This window comes from Polaromonas sp. P1_F8 (assembly GCF_056405635.1).
Map to the genome: position 1 here is coordinate 146,165 of NZ_JBFUBS010000009.1, position 21,637 is coordinate 167,801.

The 21,637-nt window shown below is 64.0% G+C and carries 23 protein-coding genes; 9 read left to right on the forward strand and 14 right to left on the reverse strand.

The genetic code is table 11. The features are described from left to right. The 4 genes from AC1D1J_RS21610 (at position 1) to AC1D1J_RS21625 (ending at position 4,354) form a co-directional block, all read left to right on the forward strand. Positions 1-2,544: a DUF1631 family protein gene (locus AC1D1J_RS21610; protein ID WP_477695823.1), complete on the forward strand. Its 2,544-nt coding sequence runs from the start codon at positions 1-3 to the stop codon at positions 2,542-2,544. 75 nt (positions 2,545-2,619) lie between these two features. Continuing rightward, positions 2,620-3,438 (forward strand): fused MFS/spermidine synthase, encoded by an 819-nt coding sequence (locus AC1D1J_RS21615; RefSeq protein WP_477695824.1) that lies wholly within the window; start codon positions 2,620-2,622, stop codon positions 3,436-3,438. A gap of 172 nt (positions 3,439-3,610) precedes the next feature. After that, positions 3,611-4,048 (forward strand): OsmC family protein, encoded by a 438-nt coding sequence (locus AC1D1J_RS21620; protein WP_477687442.1) that lies wholly within the window; start codon positions 3,611-3,613, stop codon positions 4,046-4,048. Between the two features lie 27 nt (positions 4,049-4,075). Then, a complete protein-coding gene (locus tag AC1D1J_RS21625) occupies positions 4,076-4,354 on the forward strand; it encodes a hypothetical protein (protein ID WP_477687441.1) in 279 nt (92 codons plus the stop codon). A 21-nt stretch (positions 4,355-4,375) separates the two neighbouring features. Here the strand turns inward: AC1D1J_RS21625 and AC1D1J_RS21630 are convergent, their stop codons facing one another. Both AC1D1J_RS21630 and AC1D1J_RS21635 read right to left on the reverse strand, forming a co-directional pair. After that, on the reverse strand, positions 4,376-4,711 hold the full coding sequence (locus tag AC1D1J_RS21630; protein WP_457282321.1) for a hypothetical protein: 336 nt from the start codon (positions 4,709-4,711) through the stop codon (positions 4,376-4,378). 126 nt (positions 4,712-4,837) lie between these two features. After that, positions 4,838-6,223: a zinc-binding metallopeptidase family protein gene (locus tag AC1D1J_RS21635; protein WP_477695825.1), complete on the reverse strand. Its 1,386-nt coding sequence runs from the start codon at positions 6,221-6,223 to the stop codon at positions 4,838-4,840. Positions 6,224-6,500: 277 nt separating this feature from the next. Between AC1D1J_RS21635 and AC1D1J_RS21640 the strand changes: the two genes are divergently transcribed. From AC1D1J_RS21640 to AC1D1J_RS21650, 3 genes are read left to right on the forward strand one after another with little or no spacing between them, the layout of a single operon-like run. Then, a complete protein-coding gene (locus AC1D1J_RS21640; protein ID WP_411881369.1) occupies positions 6,501-6,692 on the forward strand; it encodes a 4-oxalocrotonate tautomerase in 192 nt (63 codons plus the stop codon). Between the two features lie 17 nt (positions 6,693-6,709). Beyond that, a complete protein-coding gene (locus tag AC1D1J_RS21645) occupies positions 6,710-8,197 on the forward strand; it encodes an MFS transporter (RefSeq protein ID WP_477695826.1) in 1,488 nt (495 codons plus the stop codon). 1 nt (position 8,198) lies between these two features. Further along, positions 8,199-8,993, forward strand: a complete 795-nt coding sequence (locus AC1D1J_RS21650) for a class II glutamine amidotransferase (RefSeq protein ID WP_477695827.1) — start codon at positions 8,199-8,201, stop codon at positions 8,991-8,993. 30 nt (positions 8,994-9,023) lie between these two features. Here the strand turns inward: AC1D1J_RS21650 and gshB are convergent, their stop codons facing one another. The 9 genes from gshB to AC1D1J_RS21695 all read right to left on the reverse strand — a co-directional run bounded on the left by gshB (position 9,024) and on the right by AC1D1J_RS21695 (position 15,981). Continuing rightward, positions 9,024-9,989: a glutathione synthase gene (gene gshB / locus AC1D1J_RS21655; protein WP_477695828.1), complete on the reverse strand. Its 966-nt coding sequence runs from the start codon at positions 9,987-9,989 to the stop codon at positions 9,024-9,026. Beyond that, positions 9,986-11,233 carry a benzoate/H(+) symporter BenE family transporter gene (locus tag AC1D1J_RS21660; RefSeq protein WP_477695829.1) on the reverse strand — a complete coding sequence of 416 codons (1,248 nt, stop codon included), beginning with the start codon at positions 11,231-11,233 and terminating at the stop codon, positions 9,986-9,988. Before AC1D1J_RS21660 ends, gshB begins: the two co-directional genes overlap by 4 nt. A gap of 136 nt (positions 11,234-11,369) precedes the next feature. Further along, positions 11,370-11,987 (reverse strand): DUF2238 domain-containing protein, encoded by a 618-nt coding sequence (locus tag AC1D1J_RS21665; protein WP_477687437.1) that lies wholly within the window; start codon positions 11,985-11,987, stop codon positions 11,370-11,372. After that, on the reverse strand, positions 11,984-12,457 hold the full coding sequence (locus tag AC1D1J_RS21670; RefSeq protein ID WP_477687436.1) for an OsmC family protein: 474 nt from the start codon (positions 12,455-12,457) through the stop codon (positions 11,984-11,986). The genes AC1D1J_RS21665 and AC1D1J_RS21670 overlap by 4 nt, the downstream gene beginning before the upstream one ends. Before the next feature lie 14 nt (positions 12,458-12,471). Then, the gene (locus AC1D1J_RS21675; RefSeq protein WP_477687435.1) at positions 12,472-13,404 is read right to left on the reverse strand and encodes an alpha/beta fold hydrolase; all 933 of its coding nucleotides are present in this window, start codon (positions 13,402-13,404) and stop codon (positions 12,472-12,474) included. A gap of 34 nt (positions 13,405-13,438) precedes the next feature. Then, positions 13,439-13,927 (reverse strand): nuclear transport factor 2 family protein, encoded by a 489-nt coding sequence (locus AC1D1J_RS21680; protein WP_477687434.1) that lies wholly within the window; start codon positions 13,925-13,927, stop codon positions 13,439-13,441. Positions 13,928-14,012: 85 nt separating this feature from the next. Then, positions 14,013-14,528 carry a CinA family protein gene (locus AC1D1J_RS21685; RefSeq protein ID WP_477695830.1) on the reverse strand — a complete coding sequence of 172 codons (516 nt, stop codon included), beginning with the start codon at positions 14,526-14,528 and terminating at the stop codon, positions 14,013-14,015. Continuing rightward, positions 14,525-15,070 carry a phosphatidylglycerophosphatase A family protein gene (locus AC1D1J_RS21690; RefSeq protein WP_477695831.1) on the reverse strand — a complete coding sequence of 182 codons (546 nt, stop codon included), beginning with the start codon at positions 15,068-15,070 and terminating at the stop codon, positions 14,525-14,527. The genes AC1D1J_RS21685 and AC1D1J_RS21690 overlap by 4 nt, the downstream gene beginning before the upstream one ends. Continuing rightward, positions 15,067-15,981 (reverse strand): LysR family transcriptional regulator, encoded by a 915-nt coding sequence (locus tag AC1D1J_RS21695; protein WP_477695832.1) that lies wholly within the window; start codon positions 15,979-15,981, stop codon positions 15,067-15,069. The genes AC1D1J_RS21690 and AC1D1J_RS21695 overlap by 4 nt, the downstream gene beginning before the upstream one ends. A gap of 147 nt (positions 15,982-16,128) precedes the next feature. On the opposite strand from AC1D1J_RS21695, the gene AC1D1J_RS21700 reads away from it, so the two are divergent. Both AC1D1J_RS21700 and AC1D1J_RS21705 read left to right on the forward strand, forming a co-directional pair. Then, entirely contained in the window at positions 16,129-16,320 is a 192-nt protein-coding gene (locus tag AC1D1J_RS21700; RefSeq protein ID WP_477687431.1) for a hypothetical protein, read from the forward strand. A gap of 78 nt (positions 16,321-16,398) precedes the next feature. Continuing rightward, positions 16,399-17,796, forward strand: a complete 1,398-nt coding sequence (locus AC1D1J_RS21705) for an esterase-like activity of phytase family protein (RefSeq protein WP_477687430.1) — start codon at positions 16,399-16,401, stop codon at positions 17,794-17,796. A 28-nt stretch (positions 17,797-17,824) separates the two neighbouring features. Here AC1D1J_RS21705 and thiL read toward each other — a convergent pair whose 3' ends face one another. The 3 genes from thiL to AC1D1J_RS21720 form a co-directional block, all read right to left on the reverse strand. Then, entirely contained in the window at positions 17,825-18,817 is a 993-nt protein-coding gene (gene thiL, locus AC1D1J_RS21710; protein WP_477695833.1) for a thiamine-phosphate kinase, read from the reverse strand. 61 nt (positions 18,818-18,878) lie between these two features. Beyond that, on the reverse strand, positions 18,879-20,018 hold the full coding sequence (locus AC1D1J_RS21715) for a YbdK family carboxylate-amine ligase (RefSeq protein ID WP_477687428.1): 1,140 nt from the start codon (positions 20,016-20,018) through the stop codon (positions 18,879-18,881). Further along, complete coding sequence (locus AC1D1J_RS21720) at positions 20,008-21,267, reverse strand: cation:proton antiporter (protein WP_477687427.1); 1,260 nt, start codon at positions 21,265-21,267, stop codon at positions 20,008-20,010. Before AC1D1J_RS21720 ends, AC1D1J_RS21715 begins: the two co-directional genes overlap by 11 nt. Positions 21,268-21,637 lie beyond the last annotated feature (370 nt).

A 21,637-nucleotide genomic window follows, 5' to 3' on the forward strand; every position in this document is an offset into this window, starting at 1 on the left:
ATGGCTTCGCAACCTGACGTCCTTCAATCCTGTCTTCAGGCGGCTGCCAAAGCAGCCCGGCCTGCGCTGGAACGGTGCATTGATGACGCCGTGGCGGGACTGCAGATTGCCGAGACCCAGAGCATGAAGGTGGCTGAGCGCGACGAACTCGCGGCGGCCTGGCGGGGACTTCAACAAAACAAGCCCGTCTGGGTCGTGCAATACCCCGCAGACCTGCTGGTGCATTTCAAGGCGAATGTGGCTGTTGCGGTGCAGGCGGTGCGCACGCCGGCAGCATCGCCAGACCAGCTCGCTGCGTCAGCTGCCGCCGCATCCAGCACCTTTGCCGCCCTGTCTTATGCCAGCTTCGCCCTCGTTGATGACGAGGACGTGTCCCAGGCCATTGAATCGTCACGGCTGCTCCAGCTGGTGCTGCCGGCGGTCGACCACGTCCTCGCCGAACTCAACAAGCTGATCAGCACCGTGCAGGGGCTGCCCAATGTGCGCCCGGAGCTCAATCCGCTGCGCCCTGAAGTGTTTGCACAGACCCTGCGCGAAATGATCACCGCAAGCAATGCGGGTCCGGCCGTCGTTTCCCTGTGGCTCAGGTATCTTGCCGAGCCTCTGGGGCGCGAACTCGGGCAGGTCTACGAACGCCTGGTTAACCAGCTGGAACTTGCCAACGTGCAGGGCGCCAGCTACCGCGTATTGCAAACCCCTGCGGGCGCGGCCCCCGGCCGGGCCAGGGGCGCGGGTGGCACGGGCTCCGGGTCAGGCGCCGGTACCGGAGGCGCCGGCGGCGGTGAGGGCGGAAACGGTGGGGGCTCCGTCGAATCCGGCCACCACCAGCCGCCCCCGCAATATGCCGACCTCTCCAACTATGAGATCCGCGACGAGCTGTTCCAGGATTTCCTGTTCCATGGCGGCAGCAACGCCCATCACGGGCTGGCGCCGTCGTATTACGAAACGGTCGAGGAAGAGCTGGTCGCCCTGCAGGAAGCGCCCGACTCTTCCGGCGCGCCGCTGGGTGAGTCGCAAGCCACGCCCTCACATGAATACCAAAACCTGCCGGCGGTAGACCGTCCGCAGCGGATGGTCGATGAGCGCAGCCAGCTCAGCCCGCAGGTTTGGGGCTCGTACGCCCGACCCCGCGAGCGCGCCATCGTCCGGACCCAGCTGAAGAAAGAGGCCAAGCAGGTCGGCCAGGTGCTGGGCCTGGAAGTGGTGCGCAAGCTGGTCAAACAGGTCGCGCAAGACCCGCGCCTGCTGGTGCCGGTGCGGGAAGCCATCGTGGCGCTGGAGCCTGCGCTGCTGCGTCTGGCCATGGTGGACCCGCGCTTTTTCAGCGACGAAGGCCACGCCGGGCGCCGCGTCATGGAGCGCGTGGCGCAGCGCAGCTTCAAGTACAACGACGAATTCAGCCCCGAGTTCCTGGCGTTTTTTGAGCCGGTTACGCGCGCTTTCAACGGGCTGAACAGCCTGACGATCGAAGATGCCCAGCCTTTCGCGATGGCACTGGCCGAACTCGAATACGGCTGGGACGAGCAGGACCAGTTCGAAGCGGAAAACCGCAACAACGTGCTGCAGGCCCTGCGTTTCGCCGAAGAGCGCCAGACGCAGGCGGACCAGATCGCCTTTGAGCTGAGCACGCGCTCGGACCTGGACAAGGTGCCGGGCCTGGTGCTGGACTTCCTGTTCGGCCCCTGGGCGCTGGCCATGGCGCACGCCAGACTCTCCGATACACGCCACCAGGTTGATCCGATGGGCTTCGGTTCGGTGGTGCCTGACCTGCTCTGGAGCGTCAAGCGCGAAGTCACCCTGAAACGCCCGGCCAAACTGATCGAGATGATTCCCAGCCTTTTGGGCAAGCTGCATGAGGGGCTGGAGCTGCTGGGGCAGGACCCGCGCGAAAGCGAGCCCTTCTTCGAAGGCCTGATGATGCTGCACCGGCCCGTGCTCAAGCTGCGCCGCCTGAAGAGCCGGCGTGACGCCGAAGAATCGGGCGCCGTACCGCTGGAGCCCGAAGAAGATTCGGCCACGCCTGAACAGCGTCTTGCCAAGGCCGCCGCGCACCCCTGGCTTGCGCGCGACGACCTGGACGCCGCCGGTTTTGAAGACACGCTGCCGACCGTGCCCGGAGAACTTGCTCCGATCGAGGAAGACGAACCGCCGCCGATAGAACCCATGCAAGCGGCAAATGAGCCCGACTCCAGCCATCCGGAATACCTTGCCGCGGCGGCAGCCTCCGCAAATGCAGTACCGGCCATGGCCCAAAGCGAAGCCGAGCGCCTGTTGCTCAGCCTGCGTTCCGGCCACTGGGTGGATATGTACTCCAGGCGCCGCTGGCTGCGAGCCCAGCTGATCTGGGCCAGCACCAAGGGCACGCTGTTCATGTTCGTGAGCCACGGCGGCCAGCCCCACTCGATGACCAAGCGCAGCTGCGAACGGCTGATCCGCGAACGCCTGCTCCGGCCGGTCGACAGCCAGGGTGTGGTGGCGCAGGCCCTGGACGCGGTCGCTTCGGAAGTCGCCACCACGACGCAGCCGGAATCCCAGCCGGTCTGAGGCGGGTCCCGAACGGGGCGGCAAACCTGCCGCCGCCGGCCTGATGGTGGAGCCATCCCGCACAGCTTAAATCCCATGACCTCCTGGCCCGACCTCACGCAACTTCCTGCCGATCCTGTGCCCGCGGGCCCGGCTGAACTGCCGCCCCCAGCGCATGCCCAGCCGTTTGTGCATGACGACGGAAACACCCGGTCGCTTCATTTCACGATGGGTGAACTGCAAAGCCGCATGCTGATGCACAGCCCCTGGCGCCTGGAAGTGGACTACACGCTGACGATGATGGGTTTCCTGCTCTTTCGGCCCGCGCCCCTGCACATCGGAATGATCGGCCTCGGAGGCGGCTCCCTGGCCAAGTTCTGCCACCGGCAGCTGCCGTCCAGCCAGATGACCGTGCTGGAGATCAACCCGCAGGTGGTGGCGCTGCGGCGCGAATTCCGCGTGCCCGACGATGATGCGCGGTTCCGCGTCATCGCCGCAGACGGGGCCGATTTTCTGCAGGCCGGTACCTCCCGGTTCGACGTGCTGCTGATCGACGGGTTTGACCACCAGGGGCAACCGCCGGCTCTCTGTTCGCAGCGCTTTTATGACGACTGTTTTGCCGCACTGTCGCCGGGCGGCGTACTGGCGGTGAACCTGCACTACGATGACCCGGACTATCCGCTGTTGGCGGGCCGCATTGCGCGCAGTTTCGATGGCAATTCCGTAGAAATTCTTGCCCAGGAAAAAACCAACAGCATCGTTTTTGCCTCTCGCGGGAAGCCCTCTTCCGCACGCGGGCTCTCGGTGGCGCAAGCTCTTGCCGCACTGGCGGACGACGAGGGTCGGGCCCAGCTCAGGGCCGAGCTTGGGCGGATCACCTGGCACATGAAAGACCCCGGCGCAGACGACGCCTGACCGGTGCATCCCGGCTCACACCGGATCCGGCCACGGCGGGAAGGCCTTACCTCCACGTGAGGCGCTGTCCGACGGCGAGCCCCCAAAAAAACAGGCACGCTGGAACGTTCAACATTTCATTTCACTGCCCTGCACGGATATACCCTGCACGCGCACAAACCTGGAGAACCCCATGACCGAAAAGACCGCATCCGTTCACTGGGAAGGCCGAGGCAAAAAGGGCCAGGGCCAGATCAGCACCGACACCGCCGCGCTCAAGGCGTATCCCTACGGCTTTGGCAGCCGCTTTGAGGACGACCGCAGCGGCACCAATCCTGAAGAGTTGCTGGGCGCCGCGCATGCAGCCTGTTTCACCATGGCGTTTTCTTTTGCCTGCGACAAGGCCGGGTTCGGCACCAGCTCGGTGGACACCCGCGCCAGGGTCCGTCTGGTGCCGCAGGGGGATGGCTTTCTGATCGACCGAATCGCATTGACCCTGGAAGCAGTGATTCCGGGCATCGATGAAGCGAAATTTCAGGAACTTGCCGAAGCCGCGAAGAAAGGCTGCCCGCTGTCCAAGGCTTTGGCCAGCGTTCCCGAAATCACGCTCTCGGCAACATTGCGTCAGTAGTTTTCACGGCGCACAGAAAGCACCAACATGACCTCAAAGACAAATTTCTCTTTTGAAGTTCAGTATGCCGCGCAGTCCGGCGCCGCGCAGGACGAACGCGACGGCCTGATGGGGTCGCTGGGCCCTTCGCTGCAGAAGCTGTTTGCCGCAGACGACCCTTCGGCCACCGTGACGGTGAGCGACAGCCACAAGGGCGACGGCAACAAGATCATTGAATTGACGACCACCCTGCAGGACCCCCAGGTCGCCGCAACACTCCAGGCGTTTTCGAAGCAGCACGGCGTGGCCGTGAGTGCACTTGAATAATCGGCCCTGGTGCTGCCCCGCTCAGGCTTGCCACACACCGTAACCCGCTTCGCGCAGGGCAATACCCAGTTCGACTTCCATGTCGCGCGCGGCGTCGTAGGGCATGGGGTTGTACATCTCATACAGCTTGGGTAAAAGCCGCACGCCGAAATCACGGGCGAAACGGTTGGACTGAATGCCGGCCTTGTGTTTGTCAAAACGCACATCCGGGTCCAGCCCGGTCATGCCCACATACACAAAAGGCTTGCCCAGCTGGTAGTCCGGATTGGCGCGGCGAAAGCGTGCCACGTTCCACACTTCGGGCCCAAGCTCGATCACATAGACGCTGTAGTGGTGGCCTCTGGGTCGGGTGGGCATGAATGGGCGGGCGTGAAGGGTGGGCGTTGTGCCGACTTTAACGCATCGCAGTTCATTTGGGTGCTATCAAAAAAATAGCTGCTTGCGCCCGTTCTTATTGGGTTGCAGCTTCTTTTCAGCTGAAAATTACTCACTACCTTGCTGCTGTTGCTGCGATTCCTTCATTTCTTCCTTTTCTTCCTCGTCCTCTGATGGACCCTGAATCTGCGTCTGCGTCCCCCCTGGGGCCAGCTCCTGCAGCCAGCTGCCCGACGACACCACCAGGTGAATGAAGTGCAGCTTGGCGACCGCCTCCGTTGGCAGGATGAAGGGATAGAAATCGGGCTGGCCCATGCTGCGTGACATCTCGTTGAGCATGGTGGTCAGGCGCGTCCAGTGGTTCAGGAAGGTGAGGAACTGCTCGGCATCAGGGTGTTGCGGCTGGTACAAGGCATCGATCGTGAACGGCGTGAACTCCAGGTCGAAGTGATCGACGCTCAGGCCGAAACTTAAAGCGGTGTCGATCGCATCGCGCATGTGCAGGTAATGCGCCCAACACTCGGCCCAGTCCTCCCAGGGGTGAGTACTGGCGTAGGCGCTCACGTAATGCAGCGGCCAGTCCGCGGGCGGGCCTTCGTCGTAGTTGCGCTGCAGGCTGGTCTTGTAGTCCAGGGTTTCGTCACCGAAGAGTGCGTGAAAGCCGTCCATCCAGGCAGTGCCGGCGAGCAGGCGGTCCCAGTAGTAGTGGCCCACCTCATGGCGGAAATGCCCAAGCAGCGTGCGATAGGGTTCGCGCATGGCCTTGCGGACCGCCTCGCGCTTGGCGTCGTCGGCCTCGTCCACGTTGAGCGTGATGAGGCCGGTGTTGTGGCCCGTCATGATGTGCGGGCCGTTCACCGGTGAACGCAGGAAGTCGAACATCAGGCCGCGCTCGGTGTCTTCGCTCATGCGGGACGCCACCGGCAGCCCGAGCAGGATCAGTGCGGACACCAGCCGGCGCTTGGCCAGCTCGACCAGCCCCCACAGGTAACCGTTGTCGGGCAGGGCTGGGTCCGTCAGGTCCGGAATGGTGCGGTTGAGGCGGCAGGCCCGGCACATGTCGGCGGTGTCTGCCACCGGCACCAGCCAGTTGCACGACGCGGGGGTCGAGAGATTGAGGCATCGCCTGTAAAGCGGTTCGCCGCTTTCGGCAGGCTGGGCGGGCGGTGCCTGCGTCGCCTCGGCTTCCTCAACGGGTGCGGCAGGCGCAGATTCCTGGCCAGGAATTTCCTCGAGCAAAGGCGGCTGGATGTCGTCGGGCGGCGCGCCGGCCGGTGCGCCGGCGGCCTGCCATTCCTGCCAGGTGCCCTCTTCCGGCCCAGGCATCAACGGCAGCAGCAGGCCGCGCTCACAGTCATAACCCAGCGGCGTGCCGCAGGCCAGGCATTTGCTGTTGCGAAAAAAGACGGGCTGCCCGCAATGGCAACGGTAGTTGCGCCCGGCCAGCAAAGGCAGGGGTTGGTCGGTGGATCTGGATGGCGTGGTGAAAAACAAGTGGCTTGCCCGAATGAATGGTGGGCCCGCAAGGCCGAAAGCGCAAAGCACCTGGCAGGAGAACACCCGGCAGGAGAACCCGAGGGTACAGGATAGCCCCGGCGAAGCCTCCGGGGCCCGGCGCCAACACCTGTCATGCTGTCAGTGGAGGCCGACAAAACAAGGCCGGGCTCTTGCTTTTATCATCGGGTATCAGACATGTTTGCGGGCCAGTTAACCGGACACCCGTAAAACCCTGTGTTCAACCCGCATCAACCACCACACCCCAGAGGACACTATGCCCACTTACCACGTCGAAATGATGGAAGGCCGGACCATCGAGCAGAAGAAAAAGCTCGTCGAGGCCATTACCCGCGTCAGCGTCGAAATTCTCGGCGGCCAGCCTGACTCAGTGGACATCCTGATCACCGACATCAAGCGCGAAAACTGGGCGACCGGCGGCAAACTCTGGTCCGAGCCGAGAGACTGACGACGGACACCCGGGCCATGCCCGCATCCCTTGCCGGCCTGCAGGCGCGCCACGGTCCGCGTTACCGGTGGTTGCTGCTGCTGTCGGTCATGATCGGCACGATGGCTTCCATCATGTCGTCGACCATCGTGAACGTGGCGATTCCCGACATGAGCCACTACTTCACGCTGGGGCAGGAGCGCGCGCAGTGGGTGAGTTCGGGCTTTATGGTGGCCATGACGGTCTCCATGCTGACCACGCCCTGGCTGCTTTCGCGCTACGGTTATCGCCGCACCTATGTGGGCACCATGGTGCTGCTGATGGCCGGCGGCATTGTGGGCGGTCTGGCCAACAGCTTTGGGCTGGTGCTGGGTTCGCGCGTGGCCGAGGGCCTGGCGGCCGGTGTGGTGCAACCGATTCCCGCCATCATCATCATGCGGGCCTTCGGGCCACACGAGCAGGGGCGCGCCAGCGGCCTCTTCGGTATGGGCGTGGTGCTGGCGCCGGCGCTGGGCCCCAGCGTAGGCGGGGTCCTGGTCGACCTGTTTGGCTGGCGCTCGATTTTTTTCATGGTGGTGCCGCTTTGCCTGGTATCTCTGTGGATGGCTTACCGCTACGTGCCCGACACAGCGCCCGGCGGCGTGGAGCCCAACCGCAACGGCGCGATGATCGACTGGCGCGGCCTGTTGCTGGGCGCGGTGGGCACGCTGTGCCTGCTCAACGGCATGGTTGAGCTGCACGGCGCCGGGCGCGCGCATGCCTTTGTATTGCTGGGCGCCGCGCTGGTGGCGCTGGCAGCATTCATCTGGTGGCAACGTCGCCTGGCGGCTTCGGGCGGTGCACCGCTGATGAACCTGGCGCTCTTTGGCTACCGGCCTTTTGCCATGGGCAGCATCGTGGCTTTCATCTACGGCACCGCGCTGTTTGGCTCCACCTACCTGCTGCCGGTGTACCTGCAGCTGGGCTTGAATCTCTCGGCTTCGCACGTCGGCACCATCCTGTTGCCTGCGGGCCTGGTGTTGGCGGCCACGATTGCGGGCGTGGGCCGGCTGGCGGACAAACACCCGACCTGGCTGCTGGTCAGCACGGGGCTGGCTTTGCTGGCAGCCTCGTTTGCATTGATGCTCACGGTGAACCTGGCTTCGGGGCTCTGGATGCTGGTGGCGTGGGCCACGCTGGGGCGTATCGGGCTGGGTTTTATCCTGCCTTCGCTCAACCTCGGGTCACTCCGGCCACTGCATGAGCATCTGTTATCGCAGGGCGCAAGCGCCATCAACTTCCTGCGCATGCTGGGCGGCGCGATCGGCGTGAGCCTGTGCGGCATCGTGCTGGAGTGGCGGCTTGCGGCCCATGGCGATTCGCTGGCCAACGCCACCAGCAGCCCGGCGCGGCTGGCTGCTTTCAATGAAGCCTTCCTGATGCTGGCCGCCCTGTGCGTACTGGCCGTGGTGGCCGCATGGCAGCTTCGCGTGCCGCCCCCCGCCCAACCTGATAACTTACCGAATACCAAGCAGGAAGCGGACTGACATGTGCCAACTTCTCGGCATGAACTGTAATGCCCCAACGGATGTGACCTTCAGTTTCAGGGGCTTCGCGCAGCGGGGCGGCCACACCGACCACCATGCCGACGGTTGGGGCATCGCTTTTTTTGAAGGTGACGACAGCGTGGCCGGTGGCAGCGACCGCGGCCTGCGCCACTTTGTCGACCACCAGCCGGCCTGCAGTTCACCAGTGGCCGAGCTGATCAGCCGCTACCCGATCAAAAGCCGCAACGTCATCTCGCACATCCGCAAGGCCACGCAGGGCCGTGTCGCGCTGGAGAACTGCCACCCCTTTGTGCGCGAGCTGTGGGGCCGCTACTGGGTGTTCGCCCACAACGGCGACCTGAAAGATTTTTCACCCCGCCTGCACGGCAGCTTCCGGCCCGTCGGCACCACCGACAGCGAACGCGCCTTTTGCTGGATCATGCAAGAGATGGCCAAGTCGCACGCGGGCGTTCCCAGCGTGCAGGAACTGAGCATCACGCTGCGGGAGCTGGCGGCGCACATCGCTCCCCATGGCACTTTCAATTTTTTGCTCAGCAACGGTCAGGCCTTGTGGGCGCACGCGTCCACCAACCTCTATTACGTGGAGCGCAAGCACCCCTTTGCGCATGCCACGCTGAGCGACGAGGACGTGAGCGTGAACTTTGCCGAGCACACCAGGCCGACCGACCGCGTCGCTGTGGTGGTCACGGCGCCGCTCACCACCAACGAAACCTGGACGTCATTTGCGCCCGGGGAACTCAAGGTGTTTGAAGGCGGCGCACTCATCGCCGCCTGACAGGCGTAGCCCGCCTGTGTGATCGGGCTGTCAGGCGCCGGCTGTCGTGACAGCCTGTTCCAGTGCATCAATGAACATGGCCGCCACGTCAAAGCCGGCCTGATCGTGGATTTCCTGGAAACAGGTCGGGCTGGTGACATTGATCTCGGTCACATAGTCGCCGATCACGTCGACACCGGCCAGCAGCAGGCCGCGCGCGGCGAGCACCGGGCCCAGCGCTTCGGCAATTTCAAAATCCCGCTTTGAGAGCGGCTGCGCCACACCCACGCCGCCGGCCGCCAGATTGCCGCGCACTTCGCTGCCTTGGGGAATGCGCGCCAGGCTGAAGGGAACCGGTTTGCCCCCGATGACCAGCACGCGCTTGTCGCCCTTGACGATCTCGGGCAAAAATTTCTGCACCATCACGCTTTCGGCGCCGTTCCTGTTCAGTGTTTCGGTGATGCTACCCAGATTCAGGCCGTCTTCCTTCACGAGGAAGATGCCCATGCCGCCCATGCCGTCCAGCGGCTTGAGGATGATGTCCTTGTGTTCGGCATGAAAGCGCTTGATGTCGGCCGCACTGCGCGTGACCAGCGTCGGGCCGCTGAATTGCGCGAACTCGAGGATGGCGAGCTTTTCAGGATGGTCGCGCAAGGCGGCGGGTTTGTTGAAAACCCTGGCGCCTTCACGCTCGGCCTGCTCCAGCAGGTGCGTGCTGTAAAAGTATTCACTGTCAAAGGGCGGGTCCTTGCGCATGACCGCCGCATCAAAACCCGCAATGGCTTCGCGGCCGTCGGGCCGGGCGGCATCGGCCGTGAACCACACATCTGCGTCGCCTGTCAGCGTGATGTGGCGCACCTGGGCCGTGACTTTCGCGCCGGTCTGCCAGCTCATGTCGGCCGGTTCACACGCGCTGATGCGGTGCCCGCGCCGCTGCGCCTCGCGCATCATGGCAAAAGTGGTGTCCTTGTAAATCTTGAATGACTCGAGCGGATCGGCAACAAAAAGAAGGTTCATGGTGTGGAACGTGTCCCTGGGTTTGGCGCCGCCCCGGAGCGGGCTTCGCGGCGCTGTTGGCCGTATTGTTGTACAAAGAGCGCAATCGCGCCCGCGACGACACCCCAAAAGGCCGAGCCCACACCGGCTATTACGACGCCCGACAAGGTGACGAGAAAAGTGATAAGCGCCGCTTCCCGGTGCGATTCCTCCTTCACCGCCGCGGCCAGGCCGTTGCCGATGGTACCCAGCAGCGCCAGCCCGGCAATGGCCACGACCAGCTCCTTCGGAAAAGCTGTCAGCAGGCCGGTGATCGCTGCGCCGAATATGCCGATCACGATGTAAATGGCGCCGCAGCAAACGGTCGCGGTGTAGCGCCTGGCGGGGTCCTCATGCGCTTCCCGGCCCATGCAGATGGCCGCCGTGATGGCGCTCAGGTTGAGGGCAAACGCGCCAAAAGGCGCCAGCACCAGCGTGGCCAGGCCGCTCAGCGTGATGATTTTTGACACCGGAATGCCGCCGTCCGGACTGTCGGGCCCATAGCCCGCCGCATGGATGGCCGCCACGCCCGGCAGATTCTGCGAAGCCATGGTCACCACAAACAGCGGAATGGCCAGGCTGACAGTGGCGGCCAGTGTGAACTTCGGCATCACGAACACCGGCATCGCCAACGAAAAAGCGACTTCGGACCACGCCAGTTGCCCGCGCGCGGCGGCAAACACAATGGCGCCTACCAGCGTCAGCACCACCGCATAGCGCGGCATCAACCGCTTGCCCAATAAGTAGATCGCCAGCATCAGCAGCACCAAAGGCAAAGCCGTTTGCGCTGCCGCAAAGGCCTGGATGCCGAAGCGCGCAAGCACACCGGCCAGCAACGCGGAGGCGATGGCCACAGGAATGCGGTTCATGACTTTTTCAAACCAGCCGGTGATGCCGAACAAGGTGATGAGCGCCGCGCTGACCATAAATGCCGCAACCGCCTCTCCCATCGAGAAACCGCCAGCCAGCCCTGCAGTAGCCAGCACGGCGGCACCCGGTGTGGACCAGGCCACCATCACCGGCTTCTTCAACCACAACGACGGCACAAGAGAGCACAAACCCATGCCGATGCCGAGCGCCCACATCCACGAGGCAATCTCGGCAGGCGTGGCGTTGAAGGCAAGGGCTGCCTGGAAGACGATGGCAACCGAGCTGGTGAAGCCGACCAGTACTGCCACGAAGCCCGCGGTGAAGGCGGCAAGGTTGAGGTCTTTGAAAAATTGCATGGGGGGATTCTGGCAGGATTGGCACGCAGGGCCTGAGGTCGCAAGAGGAAGAACCGCCTTCCGGATGGATGCCATCTGATTGCTATGAATTCAATAGCTGCTTGCGCCCAGCCCAATTGCCCTGCGGCCCAAATATCTACAAACCCGAAAGCTTGCGCATTTGCCGGTCATGCCACCGGCCCAGCAGCGTGATCGCCACCGCAGCTCCGATCAAGGCCATGAACATGTCCGACTGCGTGTCCCAGGGATCCCCCTGGGTTCCCAGAAATTCATCCGCGCCCTGACCCAGCGCCAGGGCCGCCCACCACTCCACCAGTTCATACACCGCGCTGATGGCCATGGCCACGCACACCGACAGAAACCCCGCCATGCGGCGGCTGCCCAGGTAGCCGCGCTGCAGCAATACCTCGCGTGCCACCATCGCAGGCACCAGCCCCTGCATGAAGTGGCCGACCTTGTCGTAAGGGTTACGGCCCAGGTGAAACATGTCCTGAAGCCAGAAACCCAGAGGCACCCTGGCATAGGTGTAGGCACCACCCATGATCAGCACCAGCATGTGCAGCGCAATCAGCACGTACAGCAAGGTCGTCAGCGGGTAGCGCCGGCCGGTGGCCAGCAGCACCGGCGCGGCGATGACGGCGGGCGCCACCTCGAGCATCCAGGTGCCCCGGTCATACGGCGCCATGCCCGACCACACCAGCGCGGCCAGTACCAGCAGGCCGAGAGCGATAAGCAGCGGCCTGCGGTCAGTCATGCGTCGCCATACACAGGCTCGCAGCGCACATCGGTTTTCACCGAGTTCGCGATGAAGCAGGCGTCGTGGGCCTCGTGGTGAAGCTTGTCGATCTCGGCGCGTGTCGGCATTCGTTCACCGGCAAACGCCACCTCGGGCCGCAAGGTGACGGTGGTCATGGCGACTTTTCCTTCCGCGTTCTTTTCCATCACGCCACTGGCCGCATCAAAGTAGCGTGTCACGGAAAACTTGCGTTTGGCTGCGATCGACAAAAACCACAGCATGTGGCAGCTCGACAGCGAGGCGACGAATGCTTCTTCCGGGTCCATGGCTGACGCGTCCGACATCGGCAGGGGCACCACATGCGGTGAAGAAGAGCCCGGCACTTCGAGGCCGCCGTCGAAGCGGATCAGGTGCCTTCGGCTGTAGCGGTTTCCCGGGAAATCACCGCCATTGATTTCCCATAAAACCTCTGCCGTGTAAGTCGACATGGCCGCCCCCGAAGTCAGCGAAAGAAGTTGTGCAGCGCGGTGGCCGTCGCCACGGGCTGCTCCTCGGGGATGAAGTGGCCCGCCGGCATGGCATGGCCCGAGACCTCGCCGCTGCATTGCGCCTCCCACAGCGCCAGCGGATCGAACATCCGGTGCACGACACCGCGTTCGCCCCACAGGAGCAGCAAATCGCAGACCACCTTCAAGTGTTGCGCGCGGCTTTCGCGGTCATGGTCCAGGTCAATCCCGGCGCTGGCCCGGTAGTCTTCGCAGGCCGCATGCAGCGCTTCGGCGTTGCAAAAGCAGCGTTCGTATTCGGCCAGGGCCTGAGGCTCGATGTAATTGAGACCCGCGCTGCCCCAGCCGCCGAGCTTGGCGTGCAGGTAAGCCCTGGCGGTTTCAGGATGGTTGGCGCCCATCATGATTTCGGGCAGCGGCGCCGGCTGCAACATATGGAACCAGTGGTAATAGGCGCGCGCAAACGCCATGTAGGGCTGCGTCATGCTGCGGCCTTCGTACATGTCCAGTGTGGGAGCGATGTCGATGATGCAGAGTTTTTGCACGCGTGCCGCATAGTCCAGCGCCAGCCGGTGTGCCACGCGTCCGCCACGGTCGTGGCCGCAGAGGTAAAAGCGGTCCACACCCAGGGCATCCATCACGCCGACCATGTCGTGCGCCATGTTGCGTTTGCTGTAGTTGCTGTGGTCGGGCAGGCCCGCGGTTTTGGAAGAGTCTCCGTAACCCCGCAAATCGGGCATGACCAGGAAATAGTGTTTTGCCAGGCGTTGCGCCACGCGGTGCCACATCACATGCGACTGCGGGAAACCATGCAACAGCATCAGGGCCGGGCGCAGCGGATCACCCGGCACGACCCTGGAAAACCGCGCGTTGATGGACGCACCGTTGACCTCAAAGCTGCGTGATTCAAAACCGTCAAACCAGGACATGAAAACCCCCGTTCAAATCAACTCTTGCGCGGGCCTAGTGTCGCGTCACCAGGTATTTTTGCAGATTTGCTGCCGCCTGCACGCGCACCTTGTTGCGCAGGAAAGGCGTCCAGCCTAGCAGCAGGCCGGGCGCACCCAGCGCCTGCCGCGACCAGGTCCAGAAATCAAAGTGGTCGCGGTGCCGCGTGATCAGGCCCTGTTCATTGAATTCAAACGCGCCGTCAATGCTGTTGTGCACCATGCGACCGGTGGCGCTGAAGCGGTAGTAGGCATCCCAGTGCGACTTTCCCGTGCTCGCACCCGCTTCTAGGCCGCTGTAGGTGAGCTTCCAGACATCCAGGCCCTTGGCTTTTGTGGCGTCGCACAGCATGTGCCACATGCCGGTGACCTCGCGGTGCCCCCGCAGTGAAAACGCCTCGTCGTCGAAAGCGGCGTCCGGGGCGTAGCAGGTCGCCATGGTGTCGGAATCCAGCCGTGTAAAAGCGCTGTAAAACTTCTCGAGTGTGGCCTGGTTGGGGTGCATGCTGTCTCCTGGGTGGTTGTTTTCGGGTGGCCTCGTGGCTTCGCGACTCTATAGCGCTTTGGTAGGGGCCGGCGTCGCTCACGCGTCAGCCGGCTTCGCGCAGCAATTGCAGCAGCCGCTGCAGCGCATGCTGCACCGTGGCGCTGCGCACCGCGGCCCGGTCGCCGTCAAAGCGCCGGACTTCAGACACCAGCCGGCCGGGCAGCGCAAAACCAAACCATACCGTGCCGACAGGCTTGGCGGCACTGCCGCCTGTCGGACCGGCCACTCCGGTGACGGCCACGGACACCTGCGCGCGCGAGCGGGCCAAGGCGCCGGAGGCCATCGCACGGGCCACTTCTTCGCTGACGGCCCCGTGTCCGGCAATCAGCGCAGCATCTACACCCAACAGTTCGTTTTTCGCTTCGTTGGAATAGGTGACAAAGCCACGCTCAAACCAGGCGCTGGAGCCCGCCAGGTCGGTGCACGCCGCCGAAATCATGCCGCCTGTGCAGCTTTCGGCCGTGGCGAGCATCCAGCCTTTTTTAAGCAATAAATCGGCCGCCAAGCCAATAGGAATGGGCGCAAGCAGCTCCTCTTTTGATAGCAATTCATTGCTCACCAGAATCTCCAGAAGGCGATCACCAGCAGGGCGCAGAACGCCGCCACAAAATCGTCAAACAAAATGCCGAAGCCGCCGCGCCAGCCAAAGCCCTTGAAGACCTGGTCCGCCCACGCCACCGGGCCGGGCTTCACGGCGTCAAAAAAGCGGAACAGCAAAAATGCGGCGAGCTGCGCTTCGAAGCCCGCCGGCATGACCAGCCACAACACCAGCCAGAAGGCCACCACTTCGTCCCAGACGATGTTGCCGGGATCCAGCACGTTCATGGCCTTCGCGGTGACGGTGCAGGCCCACCAGCCAATCAGGGTAGAGGCGGCAATCAGCCAACCTATGTCGGCCGGCGACAGCCACTGCTGCAGCACCAGAAAAGCCAGCCAGGCCCAGAGTGTGCCGGCCGTGCCGGGTGCCACCGGGCTCAGGCCCGAGCCGAAACCGAGGGCGATGAAATGCGCAGGATGCGACAGCAGGAACCGGACATTGGGCCGGAACCGCGGTGGGCTGAGGGTTTCTGATGGGGGAGTGAGTTCGGACATGCTGGTCATGAGGCTGGGGCCGTGCTGGTTTTCTCCAGCCATTCGGCCCAATGGTCGATACAGGCCTTGATTTTGGGCAGGCGGTGGCGGTTGGTAAGTGTCACGGCGTAAATCGGGCTGGGCTGGTCGTCGACAAAGTCTGCAAGCACCGGGACGAGCAAGCCCTGGCGCACCAGCGGTTCGGCGACCAGCGTGGCGCAGCGTGAAATACCCAGGCCCTGCAGCGTCAGCGTGGCGGTCATGCCGGTATTGTCGGAGCGCCAGGATGCTTTGGGCACGATCACGCTGGGTTTCCCGTCAATCACGAAGGGCCAGTGGTTGAGCATGGGCACGCCGCTGTTGGTGATCAGCCGGTGGCTGTGCAGCTCATCGGGGTGCCGGGGTGTTCCGTAGGCCTGAAGGTAGCCCGGCGCAGCATACAGGCGCCGGCCCAGCGCACCGATTTGCCGGGCAACGACTGTGTCGGTTACCGGGGTGCCTGTGCGAATCGCGATGTCGATGCCGTCCCGTGCCATGTCCACCAGCCGGTCTTCCACCTGGAGGTCCACGCACAGCTGCGGATGGCGCCGGTGCAGGCTGTCAAAACTGGGCGCCAGCAGGTACTGGGCGACCACCGTGCTGGCCGCCACACGCACCCAGCCGGTGGCTTGCCGCGACTGGCTGGCAAATTCGCCTTCCAGTTCGTCGAGCGTTCCCACGATGCGGCGGCAGTACTGCAGAAAGGTTTCGCCCTCGGCGGTGGGCGCCAAGCCGTGCGTGGAGCGATGGATAAGGCGTGTACCGCAGGCCTTTTCGATGCGGCTCAGGCTGCGCGAAACCTGGCTGACCGGCACGTCGCGTTCGCGGGCAACAGCCGAGAGGGTGCCCAGCTCGGCCACGCGGGCAAAGAGGAGCATGTCGTCGAAGCCAAGGTTGCGCATGGGCCAATGGTAACCAGTACAGGGCCTGCGAGCGGCTTTGCAGCCAGCGCAAGACCCATTTGCGGACCATGCCGTTTCCGGCAGGCCGTGCTTTTCCTACAGTGCTTTCATCCCCCGCGAACCCCGGGGGCAGAAAAGGAAAACATCATGAACCGCACCCTTTCGCTTGACGAGCACAATCGCCTGATCGGTCTGGCCGGGCAGCGTGCCAGGCAATTGCGCCGCGAGGCCGTGGAGAATTTCGGCAACGGGGCCGGCCCGGCCGCCCTGCGGGCCGCAACCCGGTTTGTACAGAGTCTGGCGCGCCATGCCCGGCTGCGCAAACAGACGGAGACCTGAACACGCGGGTGCACCCGCCTGTCACAGCCGCTTCACAGAAAGGCGTCAAAGTCCACCGCTTCAATACGGAGGATGAGCATGTCGGTTTTGACAAAGATGAATGGATTGACCCTGGCGGCGGCTTGCGCGTTGTGCCTGGCTTCAGGTGCCGGGCGCGCGCAGACACAGGCGGCCCCGGCGGTGGAGGCGGTTCTTGCCGGCCATGCAGCCCTGAGTGCCACCACGGCCGTGGCAGCGCCTCGCGATGCAGGTCCTTTTTTCGCCACGGCGGGGAAATTTGCCAATGCAAAACGTCAGCGCAATGAGCGGCTGGGCAGCGAAAGCGCCAACACTTTTGTGGGCGACCCCAAATACCCGCGTGCTTCCGGCGGCACCCTGCCCATGAAGGGGCAGTCGGTGCAGGGGTTTTCGGGTATTGTGTCCCTGGGCAAAGGTGACTTCCTGGCGCTGACCGACAACGGTTTTGGCAACAAGGTCAATTCGCAGGACGCGCTGCTGATGGTGCACCGGTTGTCGGTGGACTGGGCCAAAGGCCAGGTCCGGCGGCGCAGCACCGTCTTCCTGAGCGATCCCGACAAGCGTGTGCCTTTTCACATCCAGAACGAAAACAGCCAGCGCCGTTATCTCACCGGCATCGATTTCGATCCCGAGTCCATCCAGGTGGTGGGCAACGAATGGTGGATCGGCGACGAGTATGGTCCCTACCTCTTGCGCACGGACTTTCAGGGCCGCGTGCTGGGCGTGACCGAGACGGTCATCAACGGCAAGCTGCTGGCATCGCCCGATCACTACATGCAGGGCCGTTTGCCCAACCTGCCGGGCGAGGCCCTGTTTGAGGTGCGCCGTTCCAACGGGTTTGAAGCCATGGCCCGATCGCCCGACGGCAGCAAGCTGTACCCGATGTTTGAAGGCCCGCTGTTCGATACCGCCGCCAAAAGCGTGGAAAAGGCAGGCGACAAAACCTATGTACGCATCAATGAGGTGGATGCAGCCTCGCGCAGTTTCACCGGCAAGCAGTGGAAGTACCTGCTGGAAGAAGTGGGCAACGTCGCCGCCGACTTCCAGTTGCTGGACGCCACGACCGGTCTGGTGATTGAACGCGACGACAGCACCGAAGGCCAGTCGCCGGCGTGCCCAGGCGAAGCGCGCACCGACTGCTTCACCCGGCCCGCGCGTTTCAAGCGTGTCTACAAGATCGACCTGGCGGCAAGCGATGCGGACGGCTTTGTGCGCAAGGTGGCCTATGTCGACCTGACCCGCATCGCCAATCCGCAGCGGCTGGCCAGGCTGGAGCCCAATGAAGCGGTGTTTTCATTGCCGCACCTGGGCCCTGAAGGGCTGGCGATTGTTGACGCCACGCACATCGTGCTGGTCAACGACAACAATTTCCCGTATTCGTCAGGCCGTGAAATCGGCAAGCCGGATGCCAATGAGCTGACCTTGCTGGACATTCGCACCCTGGTGGACGCGAAGTAAAGGCGCAGACGCTTTCTTCCGACGCTTCTTACTTCCGGGCAAAGTGATCAAACGAGGAAAACTGCTGCGAAACAGCTTTTCCCTGTGCGTCGATCAGGCGAAGGCCCGGCTGGGAGTCGATTTGCCCGATGCGGGTGACGGGCGTTGCGGCAAGCCGTGAAGCTGCCCGCACGGCCTCACGCGCGGAGGGCGGCGCGGTGAAGGCGAGCTCATAGTCATCCCCGCCGGCCAGTACGCATTCCAGCTGCTTTTCATGGGGAATTGTGCCTTCGGTCCAATCAGGACGGGCGCGGGCAGCTATCAAATTAATAGTAGGCGAGGTGTCGATGGTAGCGCCGGCGCCGGATGCCTTGAGGATGTGTTGCAGGTCACCCAGCAGGCCGTCGCTCACGTCGATGGCGGCAGAAGCAATACCCCGCAGGGCCAGGCCGAGGGCGACGCGCGGCGTGGGTTGTTCGAGCCTCTGCCGGGTCTGTGCAAGGACGCCTGGAGGCAGGGCCAGGGCGCCGCGCAGCGCCTCCAGTGCGAGCCGGGCGTCACCCAGCGTGCCGCTGACATAGATGTCGTCGCCGGGCTTTGCGCCGGAGCGCAGCAACGCCTGGCTCTTGCCGCCGACCACAGGCACTTCGCCAAACACCGTGATGCAGATGTTGAGCGGACCCTGGGTGGTGTCGCCGCCCACCAGTTCACAGCCGTGCGCGTCGGCCAGCGCCAGCAAGCCCTGCGAAAACGCGGCCAGCCAGGCCTCGTCGATACGGGGCAAGGCCAGGGCCAGTGTGAATGCCAGGGGCTGGGCGCCGCTGGCGGCCAGGTCGCTGAGATTGACGGCCAAGGCCTTGTGGCCCAGCGTAAAAGGATCCACCTCCGCAAAGAAATGCCGCCCCTCGACCAGCATGTCGCTGGAGATGGCCAGCTGTGTGCCGGGCGCGGGCTGCAGCAATGCGCAGTCGTCACCGACACCCAGGACGGCCCGGCTGGCGGGGCGCGTGAAATAGCGTGCGATCAGGTCAAATTCACCCATACAGCGAGCATACAGGCCCGTGAACAGGTTCCAGGAGCCGAGGGCATCCGGAAAAGCCGGATCAGGGATGCTGCTGGTGCGTGACGCCACCGCGGAAACGGTCGGCCGCCTGGCGTATGACTTCGGCCAGCAGGTGCTCCTCGCCCTGCTTCTCACGCAGCCAGCGGGCGTCGTTGTCGGCACGTTCCACGCTGTTGCGCAGCAGGTGCAGCGATGCACCGGCGCCCATGCCGGTGGCATGGCGTTCAATCTGCGCCATGGTCAGCAGGATGTGCTCGCGCAGCGGCATGTGGCCGCCGGTGGCCGGGTCGACATAGACCGCGTCCAGCCCGAAGCGGCAGGCCTGGAAGCGGTTATAGGTGTAGACCAGGTAGTCGTCTTCGGTCGGCATGAAGGGTTGTTCGTGCATGAACCAGGAGGCCAGCGACTGCACAAAACCGGCCAGGGCGGTGGCACGCTCCACCGTGAGTGGCGTGTCGAACACGCGGATCTCGATGGTGCCGAACTCCGGCTTGGGGCGGATGTCCCAGTAAAAGTCCTTCATGCTCTTGACCACGCCTGTGCGCGTCATCTTGTCGAAGTAGACGGTGAAGTCGTCCCATGTCAGGGCAAACGGCGCACGGCCCGACAGCGGAAAGGCAAACACGGAGTTGAGCCGCGCCGAATCAAACGCCGTGTCTTGTCCCTGCACATAGGGTGAAGACGCCGACAGGGCGATGAAGTGCGGGATGTAACGCGACATGCGGTGCAGCGTCAGCAAGGCACTGTCGGCGTCGGGGCAGCCCACGTGCACGTGCTGGCCGAAGATCGTGAACTGCTTGGAAAGGTAGCCGTACAGCTCCGACAGTTCGCGAAAGCGCGGTTTGTCGTAAATGCGGCGCTCGTGCCATTGCTGGAACGGATGCGTGCCGCCGCCGACCACCGCAATGTTGAGCTTGTCGGCGCTCTTGACGAGCGCGTCGCGAATCTGCGAAAGCTGGCCCAGTACCTCCGAGGCGTTATGGCACACGCCGGTCGAGATTTCGATCATGCTGGACGTCATCTCCGGCACCACGGCGCCGGGCAGCGGAATTTTGGCCATCAGGCGCAGCATGTCTTCGGCATACGGCGCGAGGTCGTAGTCGTGGGTATTGACGAGCTGCAGTTCAAGCTCGACACCCAGCGAGAGGGCCGCGGATTTCTGGAAAGGCTCAAGACTCATGAACAGGTCCTGTTGAAGGGCTGCGTGTGAGCGGTGCCCAGGGTTTGGAGCTTTCGCCCGAGCGGTAGATGGCCACGGTGGCGAGCACGGCACCCAGCACTTCCATCAGCAAGATTGCAGGCAGGGCCACGCTGGCAATCTGGCGCCCTGTGGCGCCCGAGGCTGCCGCAAACTGTGAGACCAGCAGTAGCGCCACCGATGACATCGGCGACATCGCGCAGCCGACCCAGAGGGCCTGCTTCCAGCTGGCGCCGCTGCCCACGTTGCCGATGGCGACACCGGCAATCTTGGCAATCATGCGGGCCACGACCATACCGATGACGAGCCCGGCAACAGGCCCGCTCCAGTCTGCTTGCGCGGCGACCACGGAGACCAGCACAAACATCAACATGGTCAGCATCGACGAGGCCGTTCCCATCTGCCGCGGCCATGACCAGGGGCGCGGGTTCAGTTGCTTGAGCAGCATGCCGCCCAGCAGGGCCGCCAGCGGCGCCGAGCCGCCGAAGTGGGCTGCAAGCGCCGCGCCAGTGGCGATCAGTGCCAGCAGCAGGATGGCGGTGTTTTCGCTGGTGGGGCTCATCACCCGCAACGCGATGCGCAATGTGAGGGCGAGCACAGCGCCGACCACGACAGACAGGCCCAGCACCACCAGCACCGCATAGAGCGGGCTTGACAGCGCGGCTTCGCCCCGCGGCATCAGGCCGGCGCGGGCGCTGCACAGCGTGAGGGCATACAGCGTGCCCAGCGTTGACAGCACCAGGGCACGTTCCGTCACCGGTCCGGCGGCACCTGTGTCGATCGCCACACGCGAGAGAACGGCCGGTGATGCGGCCATGGCCAGCAGCGCGAGCGACTCCGCAACGATCTCGCGTACGCCCAGCTTGCTCAGGGCCCAGTGGACAAAAACATAGGTGAGGGCAGATTCAGCCAGGCTTTGCACCAGCACCATGGGGTTGTGGCGAAACCAGCGCAGCGGAATGCGCCCGCCCGCTTCAAACAGCACCACGGCAACGCCGAGCTCCAGCAGGAAAAGCCCGGTGCCCTGCAATGGCCACACGGCGCCGGTAAAACCGGCCAGGCCGGCCAGGCCGCCGACGAGTGAATAGCCGATGACCTTGGGCAGGCCGGTGTAGCGGTTGGCGAGGTGGCCGGCGGCGGCGGCTACCGCCAGCAGGATGGACCATTGCACGGTCGGCAAACCTGCCGACGGCTTGATCCATTCAGCCCATATGGCCAGGATTTCGTTCATACGGGGTGGTCTCCACTGTCGTCAGGACTTCTTCTACAAGCATGCCCTGTGTCTGCAGCATGTTGCGCGTTGAGTGGCCAGCCTTGGCGGCATGAAGCCCGGTGGTGTTCCTGAAAAGAAACGTTGCATTAATTTACAGGCGCCTCGCGGCGGGGGCTGTAGGACAAGGCCTGAATGTGGCCCCCACGGTCGCGCACTGCGTGTCGCTCCCTGCCCCCCGAGGGGGCCGCTGCGCCTGCGGCCCGGCAAAGCCGGTTCCGCGGCCCCTGCTTGGTTGAAGAGCCCCGGCTTCAGCAGTGCGCCCAGTTCCAAGTCAGTAGGGGCCGCAGGTCCGGCTTTGCCGGCCTGCAGGCGCCGTCCCCTTGAGGGG